Here is a 13,946-nt window from a genome sequence, read left to right as displayed (position 1 = left end):
TTTTACCATTTTAATAATCTTATAAAATGAAAAACGCCCTCCTCGTTTTCGGATTATTTTTTGCCTTATTGGCCTGCAACAACAATCCTGTTCCTGATGCCAATCTTGAAACAGCAGTTGAACCATCATCTGATCTGAAGTCGGCCCTGATCGGAAGATGGGACACCAACTATGTGTTGGTCGCAATGAAAAGTGTAAACAATTCAAAGATGGATGGCACGATGGAGGTTCAGCCGCACAAACAAACAAAAGAACCGTGTCAGCGAAAGGTGCAATCCGTATTCCTGGAAAATGGCACCTACCTGTCTGAATATCGCGACGAAAATAAAAAGCTGATCATTAAAAGTGCAGGCAAATGGTCTGCTGAAGGAAACACGCTGATACTGAATCAGGAATTTCCAAAGATCAAGACCCTGAGATACGAGGCAACCATAGGAAACAACGTAGCCGAATTCCGATCAACCATTGACTTCGACCACGATGGAGACGCCGACGATCTGATGTACTGCCAGGTACGGAGAAGCGGCTGTTGATCCGGTTTCCTGAGTTTTCTTTAATCCATTATTCGGTTCTCAGGAGCCAGACTTTTCTTTTTTTCTGAAGCTTCGCCTACCCTGAAAGCCGCTGTTAATAACGTTTTCAACACATTTCATTTTCTTTCCGCACAAGGCTATTAGTAGGTGATTCTCAGCATAAAAGCGTCTTTCGTTATTAACATCTATGGTTCATAACCGGTTTGAAAGACCGGACACGTGTGAAACATTAACAATTCATTTCAAGTTAAATTTGTCATAACGTCAAACATCCAGACAGATTATGTCATTAAGTAAGGAACAACAAAAAGACCTCGAAAACTTGAAAGAATATTTTGAAAAAATCGAGCGCATGGCGGAAGAAAACAACATTGATTTAGACGTGTTTATGTCGCAGTACCGCGATGATGGGTACGCAGTTTACGCGACAGAGAAGGTTAGCATCTACGAGAAAGCCAATAAAAGAAAGAAAGTATTTGAAAAGGCCGGAAAAGAGAAGTCCGACAAATCATCCGCCATGAAAAATCGCTGATTTTTCTCCAGGCCACTAAACGGGTTCGTCCCGACCTTGCTAACCCCTGTCTGCTCAGCCGGGGGTTGGTTTTTTAAACCGGCAAAAACGAAGACCTTCTCAAGGTCATTTGATCAACCTCACCCGGAACACATGATTTCGCTCACCTTGCCTAATTCCATTTTAGTGCTACTTTTGCCCCACAATTCTGAGTACGTATGACGCAATTGGCCTGGCTGATCCCCGTTTTTCCACTCATCGGCTTCCTGGTGATCAGCCTGGGAAAAGGGGTTCTTCCAAAATCATTTTCAGGAGTCTTTGCTTCATTGATGGTGCTTGCATCATTTCTGATCTCTGCCGCCATCTTTTTTCAAGGATCCTCAACACCGGAAACAATTTTTGTTTTCGATTGGATTAAGTCAGGCAGTCTTTCGATTCCACTTTCTTTTCTGATTGACCCGATCTCTGTTACAATGTTATTGATTGTAACCGGCGTTGGATTTCTGATCCACGTCTACTCCATCGGTTACATGAAAGATGACGAAGGCTTTTCAAGATTCTTCGCCTATCTGAACCTCTTTGTGTTCTTCATGCTCTTGCTGGTCCTGGGCTCCAACTATGTTGTGATGTTCGCGGGATGGGAAGGTGTTGGTTTGTGTTCTTATTTGTTGATCGGATTTTGGTTCAAGAACACTGAATACAACAATGCGGCGAACAAAGCCTTTATCATGAATCGTATCGGTGACCTTGGCTTTCTTTTGGGAGTCATTCTTATATATGTCACATTTGGATCGGTTTCTTTCAATGAAGTATTCTCCGCTGCGAAATCAATTCCTGACAATCAGCCGGTCATTACCGCGATAACATTGTTGCTCTTCATAGGTGCAATGGGAAAAAGCGCTCAGATACCTCTGTACACCTGGCTTCCCGATGCGATGGCCGGCCCAACACCGGTGTCGGCACTCATCCATGCGGCAACGATGGTTACTGCCGGTATTTACATGGTTGTTCGGTCCAATATCCTTTACTCAATATCTCCATTTACTCTTGAAGTAGTAGCAATTGTCGGGATGGCCACAGCATTGTTTTCAGCAACCATCGCGCTTGCGCAAACCGATATTAAAAAAGTGCTGGCCTATTCAACAGTAAGCCAGTTGGGATACATGTTTGTCGCTCTTGGTGTTGGAGCCTACTCAACCGCGCTATTTCATGTAACCACTCACGCTTTCTTTAAAGCCCTGCTCTTCCTTGCCGCAGGCAGCGTTATTCATGCGATGAGCGGAGAACAAGACATCCGAAGGATGGGCGGACTGCGCAAAAAATTACCGATTACATTTATCGTATTTGCTATAGGAACCCTGGCGATCAGCGGAGTTCCACCTTTTGCCGGCTTCTTTTCAAAAGACGAAATTCTTGCCAAGGCCTGGGTACAAAGCCCTGTACTATTCTTCTTCCTTGCCGTCACCTCGGTAATGACAGCGGTATACATGTTCCGCTTATTCTTCCTTACTTTTTATGGATCTTTCAGAGGAACTCATGATCAGGAGCATCATTTACACGAGTCGCCTCCATCAATGACCATTCCTTTGGTAATCCTTGCCGTCCTTTCAACTCTTGGTGGTTTCCTGGGATTGCCCGAAGTATTTTCTGAACACCACTTCTTTGGTGCATTCCTCAATTCATCGCTTTCAACACCCGCTAGCATCATGCAATCGGAGGCCTCTCATAATTTCGAATGGACATTGATTCTTGTTTCCATCATTACTCTTGCAGTAATCATCTATTGGGCCTATAAGAACTATGTTAGCAGTAAAAATATTCCGGCAGCACAGGAATCCGAATTTAAACCTGCGTTCCGTGTCCTTTACAACAAGTATTACATCGACGAACTCTACAATACAATCATTGTAAAACCACTTTACAGCATCAGTAATTTCTTCTGGAAAATAGTCGACAATACAATTGTCGACGGTGTTGTAAACGGAGTAAACAAAAGTGTTGTTTGGGCCGGACAAACTCTTCGTTTTGCACAGGCAGGAAATGTAGGTTTCTACATTTTCATGATGGTATTTGGAATCATCGCCATCCTGTTGTACAACCTGGTGTTTTGATATTCTGCTTCACGTGAAACAATTCAGGTGAAGATTAAATTTATTATTCGCAGCGCATGCTGACTGTTTTAATTTTATTTCCATTACTTGCTGCCATTGGTGCAATGCTGTCGGGTTCTAACGCGAAAAAAATTGCGCTGGCCGCGGCCGTAATTGAGTTTGGCATCTCTGTTTACATGACACTTGGTTTCGATCCCGCTGCGGGAACACAATACCTGCAGGAGTTTTGGTGGGTAGCATCCTTGGGAATCAGCTACAAGGTCGGGCTCGACGGTATCAGTCTTTTGCTTGTATTGCTGACAACGTTTCTGGTGCCGATCATCATTCTTTCTTCTTTTAAACACAACTATAAAAACCCCGGACTGTTCTATGCGCTCATTCTGACAATGCAAATGGCGCTCGTAGGAGTTTTTTCCGCTTTGGATGGATTCCTGTTCTATATTTTCTGGGAACTCGCGCTCATTCCAATCTATCTGATTTGTCTGATGTGGGGAGGAAAAGACAGAGTAAGAATTACGCTTAAATTTTTTATCTACACATTATTCGGCAGTCTTTTGATGCTGGCTGCATTAATTTGGATGTGGATGAAAACGCCGGCCCCCCACACTTTTGATATCCACGCACTCTATTCCCTAAATCTGACTGCTACTGAACAAAGCTGGATTTTCTGGGCCTTCTTCCTTGCCTTCGCGATCAAGATGCCGGTTTTTCCTTTCCACACATGGCAGCCCGATACTTATACAGATTCCCCAACGCCGGGCACAATGTTGCTTTCCGGTATCATGCTGAAAATGGGAGTGTATGGAGTTATTCGCTGGTTGTTGCCTGTTGTACCGGAAGGTGTGCACGAGTGGGGCACAACCGCCATGGTTCTTTCAGTCATCGGTGTAGTGTATGCTTCTTGTATTGCTCTCGTTCAAAAGGATTTTAAAAGACTTATCGCGTACTCATCTATCGCACACGTTGGACTCATCTCTGCGGGTGTTTTTAGTCTGACCATGCAGGGTATTGAAGGCGGAGTGATCCAGATGCTAAGCCACGGAATTAATGTTGTCGGGCTTTTCTTTATCGCGGAAATGATCATGGAAAGAATGCACACGAGAAACCTCGATGAGCTTGGAGGAATTCGCCTTGTTGCTCCGGGCTTCTCTACATTCTTCCTCATTATTCTTCTGGCCACCGTTGCGCTTCCGCTTACCAATGGATTTGTTGGCGAATTCCTCCTCATCAATGGAATTTTCCAATACAGTACCTGGATGGCAGCTGTATCCGGTTTGACAATTATTCTCGGCGCGGTTTACATGCTGAGATCGTATCAGAAAATTGCACTTGGAGTAAGTAATAAGCACACTGAAAAATTCACGGATCTGACAATAACAGAAAAGGCTGTACTAATTCCTCTTGTTATCATGATTTTCTGGATCGGTGTTTACCCGTCTTATTTCATGAACATTGCAGAACCGTCCATAAAAACTCTCCGCGAGATCATTCACATGCCACACGGAATATCTCTATTGACCAATTAAAAGCCGAAGACATTGACAACACTGATCGTTTTATCGGCCCTTGGCTTAGTTTGCCTCTTCTCGGAAATATTCGGGTTTAGAAAAATTTTACATCCGCTTGTTTTGGCTGGACTTGTTGCAGCTTTTGTAACGAATACTCTGGATTGGAATAACGGACAACACCTGTTCAACGAAATGATGATCGTTGACAATTATAGCACCGCTTTCATGGGGCTGCTGATTGGAATCACTTTCATCTGGTGTCTCATGTCACCTGAATTTTTTGTAGAGCCCTCGAGTGAAGCCGATCACTTCGCCCTCATTATCTTTTCCCTGATTGGCGCGATGGTAATGGTGACATTTTCGAATATGATCATGCTATTTCTGGGCATCGAAATACTTTCTATTTCACTTTATATTCTTGCCGGAAGCAACAAAACCAACCTTGCATCCAATGAAGCGGCATTAAAATACTTTTTAATGGGTGCTTTCGCCACCGGCTTTTTACTCTTCGGAATCGCGCTGATCTACGGAGTTACCGGATCTTTCAACCTCGAAGCAATTTCGTCATTCCTTGTAAAAAATAATGTACAGAATTCCGCAATGATGATGGTGGGAATTCTCATGATGATGATCGCTCTTTCTTTTAAAGTTTCGGCAGCGCCATTCCACTTCTGGGCACCGGATGTTTATCAAGGCTCTCCTACTGTGATCACGGCCTTCATGTCAACGGTTGTAAAGACCGCAGCTTTCGCGGCATTCTTTCGCCTGTTCCTGCACACCTTTAACGCGGTACCGACAATTTGGGCGCCAACATTAATGATCATTTCCGGTCTGACGATCCTTGTAGGAAATATTACCGCCGTTTACCAGACCAACTTTAAAAGAATGCTGGCCTATTCCAGCATTTCACATGCCGGATACATGGTGCTTGCGCTACTCGCCATGAATGCCTCCGCGCCAGCATCGCTGCTATACTATACAACAGCCTATTCCGTTTCTTCTATTACCGCGTTTGCAATTCTATTGTTGATCAGCCACAAAACCGGTAACGATGATATTAGGTCTTTCAACGGTCTTGTAAAACGAAACCCTTTCCTTGCCGCGGTGACCGTCGTTGCCATGCTTTCCCTGGCAGGCATTCCCCCAACAGCAGGATTCTTTGCGAAATACTATATCTTCTCCTCCGCGATTCAAAATGGCTACATCGGGCTGGTATTGCTTGCCATCCTGGGCTCACTTATCGGGGTGTTTTACTATTTCAGGGTGATCATAGCGGTTTTCAAAACCGATGATGAAACACAGGAAATAGCTGTTAACCCTCTTTTCGGAATACTCCTTGCCCTGACCTCTCTGGCGGCTCTTGTTCTGGGAATTGCACCGGGAATACTGGCGGGCCTGATTTGAATTGTAGATGTTCCCGGGTGATTTCAGGTGCAGAAATTATCCGATCCTGAATAAAACCAAATTACATTTTCGGGAAAATTCCCCCTTTTCCCGGATCATATTGACTTCGATTCAAGAATAGGCGATCTTAAAAACAAGCTTATTCGGGTGTATTTGTCACGGTTCGGTTAAATAGCATCGAAATCCTGACCGGCAATTTTGGATTTAACGGGAATTTCCTATTATTGTCGTCCCAAAAATTAATAAATCTGAGAATTTAATTATTTCTCATACGTTTATTTGCCTCATTAACATATAAAAAACTCAAACAAATCAGTACACTCATGAGCAACTCGTCATCCAAAGGAGGAAGCATTCAATCGATTCTTGCAGCTGCAGTTATTCCGATTGCTATTGGTATCGGTTTCGCGATCTGGAAATTTATCATGGGCGACCCGTCCGGTTTCGAAGACGGTGATATCAACAAAAACCCGCTTCCCAACCATATCATGGCCACCATGTATAAGGGCGGTTTTCTTGTTCCGATTTTGATGGGCACCTTTATTACAACTATTGTTTTTTCAATCGAACGATTCATTACGATTGGAAAATCAAAAGGAACAGGAAATATTGAAAGCTTCATTCAACGAATCCGTACCCTGATGGCTGACGGTAATATTGATGCTGCAAAAGCGGAATGCGCTAAGCAACGCGGCTCTATTGCAAATGTTGTGAATGCCGGGCTTGACAGTTACCGTCAAATGCAAGCCGATAAAAATCTGGACAAAGAGCGTAAACTGCTTGGAATCCAAAAGGAACTGGAAGAAGCTACAACCCTGGAGCTTCCAATGCTTTCTAAAAACCTTGTCATCATTTCTACCATCGCTTCCATCGCGACCCTCCTCGGTCTTCTTGGAACGGTTATGGGTATGATTCGCGCCTTCTCGGCGATCGCTACATCCGGTGCTCCGGACGCAGTTGCTCTTTCAACAGGTATCTCTGAAGCGCTGAACAATACAGCTCTCGGTATCGGTACATCAGCACTTGCGATCATCATGTACAACTTCTTCACCAGCCGTATCGATAGTATCACTTACGGTATTGACGAGGCCGGCTACAGTATCGTTCAGTCGTTTGCCGCTCGTTACAAAGAAAACTAAGATCTTCGGGAAACTCCCGTATGGAATTTATCAGTTTCTGACTCTAGAAAGTAATTTCAGGTAATGCCGAAGATTAAAGTTCCCAAAAAGTCTCCTTCGCTGGACATGACCCCAATGGTCGACCTGGCTTTCCTGCTGGTGACATTTTTCATGCTCACCACCAAGTTTCGCCCGGACGAACCGGTCATTGTTGACCAGCCCTCTTCCATCAGCGAAATTCCGTTGCCCGACAAAGGAGTGATTTTACTTACTGTTGACGGCAAAGGCCGGGTGTTCTTCAATGTCGAAGGACAACAAACCCGAATGGACATCCTCGATAAAATAGCCTCTCGTTTCAATCTTACCTTTGATGAAAAAGAGAAAAAAAGATTTTCTGTGTTATCGTCTGTTGGTATGCCAAGTACAATGTTGAAAGAATACCTCGGCGCAGATGAAGCGAAAAGAAAAACAATGAACGACGCGACACCGGGTATCCCAAGCGATTCAACAAACAATGAGTTGACTTTCTGGATCAATGCCGCCAGAACGGTAGCACCACGTCATAGCATTGCAATCAAAGGCGACCAGGACGCGGACATTCCTACGATTAAACGTGTAATTACTACTCTCCAGGACAATAAGGCAAATCGTTTTGCGCTCATCACAAATTTGGAGAGCGCAGGAGATGTTGCTCCTGCAAAAAAATAATATAGATCAACCCTTTGTTTCACATGAAACCTGAAACAAATAAAAAGGATAGATAAACAATGTCAGAAGTTCAACAGTCGGACGGCGGCCAGGAAAAGGGTAAACATAAAAAGGTCCGGGCCAAGAAATCTTCCACCCACATCGACATGACGCCGATGGTGGATCTTGCGTTCCTGCTGCTCACCTTCTTCATCCTTACGACGACTTTCAGTAAGCCGAAAACAATGGACATCACAATGCCCGTGAAAGACAAAGTTGAGGATTCTGAAAGAACAAAAGTTCCGGCATCTCAAACCGTATCTATTCTGTTGACCGAAAATGATAGAATTATCTGGTATGTTGGTATGGATGACCCATCCCAACCACCCGTAACCAACCTTGCCGATTTTTCACAGTCAGGCCCGAACAGTATCCGTACAATGCTTCTGGAAAGAAACAAGCTGGTTGTTGACAAAGTAAAAATGGTTGAAGACTCCGTCAAAAGAGGCCTCATTCCGGATAAAGAAGACGAAATTAAAAAACACAAAGCCGCTGTAAAAGGCGACAAAGCCGGGGTTATCGTTTTGATAAAGCCCGATGAAAAATCGAAATACAAAAACCTGGTAGATATCCTGGACGAAATGCTGATCTGCAACGTGGGCCGGTATGCGATTGTTGATTTATCAGATTCAGAAAGAGAGTTAATCAAGAACACCAAATAATTCTGTATAGAATGAGAATTCTTGGATGGGACAATGCAGTGAACCCTGAGCGGGTAGAACTGGTATTTGCCGAACGTAATAAAGAATACGGTGCCTATGTTATCCGCAAGAAATATCAGCGGAGAGTACTTATGGCGCTGTTGTATTCTGTTGCCGGTATTGTCGTGATTGTTGGTGTACCCAAATTGTTAGAGGTGCTTTCAAAAGTAAAATTGAGCAGCAAGACTGCGGTTACAGAAGTTGTAACACTCGCTGAACCACCACCAATTGACAAGACCACTCCTCCACCCCCACCTGTTATTCCTCCACCCCCTGTTCAACAAACGATCAAATTTACCCCTCCAAAAGTTGTAAAAGACGAAGAAGCCCAAGAGCCTCCGCCAACACAGGAAGAGGTTAAAGACATTCAGGTTTCAACGCAAACACAAGAGGGATCTAAAGACATCGTGGATTTACCGCCCGAAAACCCTGTTGTTGCCGACCCGGACGAAGGCAAGGTCTTTACCGTAGTTGAGGAAATGCCAACATTCCCAGGAGGCGAAGAAAAACTCTTCGAATATCTGCAAAGAAACATCAAATACCCTCCCGTTGCTCGTGAAAATGGCATCCAGGGACGGGTGTATGTTACCTTTGTTGTGGATAAAGACGGCAAAATCAAAGAAGCAAAGGTGCTGCGCGGAATTCAGGGCGGTTGTGACGAAGAAGCGTTACGCGTCGTCAGATCCATGCCCGATTGGAAACCGGGTCGTCAGAATGGCCGGAACGTACAGGTTCAATACAACCTGCCGGTTAATTTTACCCTGAAATAATCCTCTGCACTTATAGAATGGACGAGCGCAAATCATTTGCGGACAGATTTCGTTTTTTTTTTAGCGTCCTCATGATTTTAGTCTATGCCCTTGCGGGAATAATCCTGATATTTGTTTGGGCTCCCTTTGATCTGGCCAGGTTGAACAGGGTTATTTTGGGATCTGTTTTTCTTGCCTATGCCATCTGGAGAGCCAATAAATTGTTTAGAGGAAGAATGTAATTATCCCGCGGATCATGAAATCCAGTTTTAAAATAAATCTGCTTTTGCTTGCCGTCATCGGCTCCGTATTTTCTTTTTCCTGTTCCTCGGATTCCAAAAAACCGGAATATACCGATACGCCGACCTCAGGAGACATCCTGATCCTTGTCGATGAATCCTACAAACCATTACTCCAGGTGCAGATCGACACCTTCATGAAAATTTACAAGTACGCGAACATTCGCGTCAAATACCTTCCTGAAGCAGATGTGTTCAATGAATTGATGAAAAATGATTCCGTCAGACTAGCGGTAGTTGCCAGACCTTTGAACAAAGACGAGTCCGCATATTTTGACGGAAGAAAAATAATTCCAAGAGTGAACAAACTTGCCATTGACGCTGTAGCCTTAGTGACAAATCCGGATAACCCGGATACACTAATTACATTCGAACAGGCCGGTAAAATGTTTTCAGGACAAACACAAACCTGGAAACAACTTAACCCGAAATCAAAACTTGATTCGATCCGTATTGTTTTTGATAACAACGGTTCGAGTAATTCCCGCTATCTGAAAGAAACATTTCATCTGAAAACTCCGCTTCCACAAAATTGGTCCGCCACAAACTCCAATGCGGATGTAATTGAATATGTAAGCAAAAATCCTCATGCGCTCGGAGTTGTGAGTGTGAATTGGATCAGCGATAAAGACGATGCGCAAGTCAACGCATTCCTCCAAAAGGTGAAAGTTGTAGAGGTTTCTTCGGCGGATACAACACTCGAAAAAGAATATTATAAGCCCTATCAGGCTTACATTGCACTCAAACAATATCCATTTATCCGTGACGTTTTAATTGTTATCCGTGAGAGCAGAAACGGTCTTGGCACAGGCTTTGCTTCCTTCGCGGTCGGCGATCAGGGACAACGCCTCGTGCGTTTGATGGGAATGCTGCCGGCAACAATGCCAATACGGATTATTAAAGTCAATTCTTGAATAAAATGAAAAAAACGATCATTCTGTTTTATTTTTTGGTTGGAACAGGACTTGCGCTCACAGCACAAACACTCGATGAGGCAAGAAAACTAACTGAAAACGAACAATACGAATCCGCGACCGAAGTGTATAAAGCACTTATTTCAAGAGAGCCGGCAAACGGATTGAACTATTATTATTTTGGTGAGAACTTGTTACTGAGCGACAACCCTGATTCAGCATCAATTATCTTTAACAAAGGCAGAGAACAGGATCCGACAAATCTCCTTCTTAAAATCGGAACAGCAAAAGTGCTCCTCAACGCCATTAGCTTACCGGAAGCAAAAGCGGCAAGCGCACGCGAACCGGGAAATGCCGAGCTGAAAGCGCGTGCGGATCAGGCACAAAATAATGTGAACACCGCGACGACGCTTTTAAACGAAGTTGAATTGGCAGCCCCTCAGAAGAGCGCCACCGTCTACATCGAAATCGCGGACGCTTTGGTCCATTTGAAAAACAAAAATCTTGACAAAGCGAAAACACTGTTGGATAAAGCGGTTAGCATTGAACCGAAGAATCCGGATATCCAGATTTTGTACGGAGATATTTATGCCGAACAAAACAACGGTACACTCGCGGCTGATTATTACAACAAAGCACTTGACCTCAATAAAAATTCTGCCCGAACTGTTGTGAGCAAAGGTCGCCTTTACAAACGCTCAACGAATTATGATGGAGCAGCGATTGAATTTGAAAACGCAATCGCTATTTCCCCTGAATATGCTCCGGCTTACCGTGAACTTGGTGAAACAAACTTTAAGCTTGGCAAACTCGAAAAAGCAAAAGAGAACTATAGAAAATACCTTGAGCTCTCTAAAAACAATTGTGGTGCACGCATTCGCTATGCTTCATTCCTTTATTTAAGTAAAGATTATACCGGAGCAATTGGCGAGCTTTCACAAGCGCAACAAAAGTGTGATCCAAAAAACCTTACGATGTTGCGTGTGTTCTCCTATTGTTATTACGAAACAAAAGAATTTGCGAAAGGTCTTGAGTCAGTAAACACCTTGTTTGATATTCTTCCCGACGATAAAAGAACAGCGGTGGATTATGAATATTATGGAAAGCTGCTCATCGCCAGTAACCAGGATTCTTTGGGAATCATTCAGCTTCGAAAAGCATATGTTATTGACCCAAACCGTACGGATCTCCTGAGCGAAATTTCAAACTCGTATTACAAGCTGAAGAAATACGCGGAAGCGGCTGCTGTCCTTGAAGAAAAAATCGCCACAGGAAAAGACATCAAAGTTGCCGACTATTTCAACCTTGGCAGGTCCTATTATTTCAATACACAGTTTGTCCCGGCTGATACTGCCTTCTCCAAAGTCAACGAACTATCTCCGAAGTACGCGAGTGGATGGTTGTGGAGAGCAAAAGCGTGTACACATATCGACAGCACTTCCGAAGAAGGAATGGCGAAACCGTATTTTGAAAAATACATTGAACTGGCCATCGCTGATTCAGCAAATCCATCAAAATACCAATCAGGTCTTGCGGACGCTTACGGATATCTGGCCTATTATTATATCCTGAAAAAGGATAATGAAAACGCCCTGATTTATCTTAAAAAGAAAATAGAGCTTCCACTGGATCCCGAAGAGAAGAAAAGTATTCAGAAAGCAATTGACCAATTGGAAGGCCGCACAGGTAATCGATAAAGGCCCCTTGTTAAAAAAAACACCCCGCTTCCGATAGGAAGCGGGGTGTTTTTGTTTTCAATCATTTTTATAATACATTGCATCACATCATTAAAAACCCGTCTCTAAATTTATGGCCACTAATTACTTTTCACGGAAGCCATTGTCAGTGCTTTTCGCGGAAGCCGACGAAACAGGAGAGCACACACTTAAGCGTACACTTGGAGCGAGATCGCTGGTAATGCTGGGCATAGGCGCGATCATCGGTGCCGGACTTTTTAGTATTACCGGAGGTGCCGCTGCTCACAATGCCGGTCCCGCTGTAACAATTTCTTTTGTCATCGCTGCGGTTGCCTGCGCTTTCGCCGGACTTTGCTACGCCGAATTCGCATCCATGATCCCCGTTGCCGGCAGTGCATATACTTACTCTTATGCTACCATGGGTCAATTCATGGCCTGGATCATCGGTTGGGACCTGGTATTGGAATACGCTGTTGGTGCCGCCACCGTTTCTATTAGCTGGTCACGATACCTTATTAAGTTTCTTGAGCATTTTAATATACATCTCCCGGCACAATTAACCATGTCTCCATGGGATACGGCAACCCTGATAGACGGAACGGTTGTTTCCGGATTGGTAAACCTGCCTGCCGTTTTTATTGTGGTGCTCATGTCATTGGTCCTCGTTCGCGGAACACAGGAATCATCAACAGTCAATTCAATCATTGTAGCCCTGAAGGTTTTGGTCGTAATTGTTTTCATCAGTCTTGGTTGGGCATACATTAAACCGGAGAACTATGTGCCATACTTACCGGCCAATACAGGTAATTTTGGAGAATTCGGATGGAGCGGGGTTGTAAGAGCTGCTGGTATTATTTTCTTCGCCTACATAGGTTTTGATGCGGTTTCTACGGCTGCTCAGGAGGCAAAAAATCCCAAACGGGATATGCCAATCGGTATCCTGGTTTCACTGGCGATCTGTACAGTCTTGTATATTCTCTTTGCACACGTAATGACAGGCCTCGCGCATTATACAGAGTTTCAGGGCCAGGATGGTATTGCACCTGTAGCGGTTGCCATTGCTCACACGCCTTATGTGTGGTTACAACAAGCGATCATTTTAGCAATCCTTGCTGGTTATTCTTCTGTGATCATGGTGATGTTGCTCGGACAATCCCGCGTTTTCTTTTCAATGTCAAAAGATGGATTTTTACCACCGGTTTTCTCTGCCGTTCACAAAAAATTCAAAACTCCCTGGAAATCCAATTTGCTCTTTTGTTTGTTCGTAAGCCTGTTCGCTGCATTTGTTCCTGCTCGTGTTGTGGGAGAGATGACCAGCATAGGAACCCTGTTCGCATTCGTCCTTGTTTGTTTGGGCGTATTGGTTTTACGCAAGACCCAACCCGACGCTCCCCGCTCATTCAAAACACCATGGGTTCCATTGGTGCCAATACTTGGAATGGTTTCCTGTTTCCTCATGATGGCTTCCCTGCCATTCGATACATGGATGCGTCTAATGGCGTGGATGGCTCTTGGCTTTATTATCTATTTTGGTTACGGAAAATCCAGAGCAAAATTTTAAATCCATATAACCCGAACGAATTCCGTTTTTCTGACGGAATTTAGAGAACATTTTAAGGAAGGAACAGTAAAAGAGGCTGCGGGACCTGCGCCC

At 44.1% G+C, this 13,946-nt stretch carries 12 protein-coding genes; all 12 read left to right on the top strand.

Annotation, left to right across the window (positions count from 1 at the left end):
* The first annotated feature begins 26 nt into the window (after positions 1–26).
* The 12 genes from IPP86_00555 to IPP86_00500 all read left to right on the top strand — a co-directional run bounded on the left by IPP86_00555 (position 27) and on the right by IPP86_00500 (position 13,853).
* Positions 27–533: a hypothetical protein gene (locus tag IPP86_00555; protein ID MBL0137002.1), complete on the top strand. Its 507-nt coding sequence runs from the start codon at positions 27–29 to the stop codon at positions 531–533.
* 283 nt (positions 534–816) lie between these two features.
* Positions 817–1,065, top strand: coding sequence for a hypothetical protein (locus tag IPP86_00550; GenBank protein MBL0137001.1), 249 nt, complete (start codon positions 817–819; stop codon positions 1,063–1,065).
* Between the two features lie 197 nt (positions 1,066–1,262).
* The gene (gene nuoL, locus IPP86_00545; GenBank protein MBL0137000.1) at positions 1,263–3,155 is read left to right on the top strand and encodes an NADH-quinone oxidoreductase subunit L; all 1,893 of its coding nucleotides are present in this window, start codon (positions 1,263–1,265) and stop codon (positions 3,153–3,155) included.
* Between the two features lie 56 nt (positions 3,156–3,211).
* Positions 3,212–4,681: an NADH-quinone oxidoreductase subunit M gene (locus IPP86_00540; GenBank protein MBL0136999.1), complete on the top strand. Its 1,470-nt coding sequence runs from the start codon at positions 3,212–3,214 to the stop codon at positions 4,679–4,681.
* 12 nt (positions 4,682–4,693) lie between these two features.
* Complete coding sequence (locus tag IPP86_00535; protein MBL0136998.1) at positions 4,694–6,067, top strand: NADH-quinone oxidoreductase subunit N; 1,374 nt, start codon at positions 4,694–4,696, stop codon at positions 6,065–6,067.
* A 323-nt stretch (positions 6,068–6,390) separates the two neighbouring features.
* Positions 6,391–7,206 carry a MotA/TolQ/ExbB proton channel family protein gene (locus IPP86_00530; protein ID MBL0136997.1) on the top strand — a complete coding sequence of 272 codons (816 nt, stop codon included), beginning with the start codon at positions 6,391–6,393 and terminating at the stop codon, positions 7,204–7,206.
* A 63-nt stretch (positions 7,207–7,269) separates the two neighbouring features.
* Positions 7,270–7,893: a biopolymer transporter ExbD gene (locus IPP86_00525; GenBank protein MBL0136996.1), complete on the top strand. Its 624-nt coding sequence runs from the start codon at positions 7,270–7,272 to the stop codon at positions 7,891–7,893.
* Positions 7,894–7,952: 59 nt separating this feature from the next.
* Entirely contained in the window at positions 7,953–8,594 is a 642-nt protein-coding gene (locus IPP86_00520; GenBank protein MBL0136995.1) for a biopolymer transporter ExbD, read from the top strand.
* Between the two features lie 11 nt (positions 8,595–8,605).
* Positions 8,606–9,403, top strand: coding sequence for an energy transducer TonB (locus IPP86_00515; GenBank protein ID MBL0136994.1), 798 nt, complete (start codon positions 8,606–8,608; stop codon positions 9,401–9,403).
* Positions 9,404–9,638: 235 nt separating this feature from the next.
* Positions 9,639–10,595 (top strand): substrate-binding domain-containing protein, encoded by a 957-nt coding sequence (locus IPP86_00510; GenBank protein MBL0136993.1) that lies wholly within the window; start codon positions 9,639–9,641, stop codon positions 10,593–10,595.
* A gap of 5 nt (positions 10,596–10,600) precedes the next feature.
* Positions 10,601–12,292, top strand: coding sequence for a tetratricopeptide repeat protein (locus IPP86_00505; GenBank protein ID MBL0136992.1), 1,692 nt, complete (start codon positions 10,601–10,603; stop codon positions 12,290–12,292).
* A gap of 112 nt (positions 12,293–12,404) precedes the next feature.
* A complete protein-coding gene (locus IPP86_00500) occupies positions 12,405–13,853 on the top strand; it encodes an amino acid permease (GenBank protein MBL0136991.1) in 1,449 nt (482 codons plus the stop codon).
* The last annotated feature ends 93 nt before the right edge of the window (positions 13,854–13,946 follow it).

It is taken from the genome of Bacteroidota bacterium (genome assembly GCA_016720935.1).
Lineage (GTDB): Bacteria > Bacteroidota > Bacteroidia > AKYH767-A > 2013-40CM-41-45 > JADKJP01.
The sequence above is the reverse complement of the archived record's forward strand: the minus strand, read 5'-3'. Positions and strand labels throughout refer to the sequence as shown.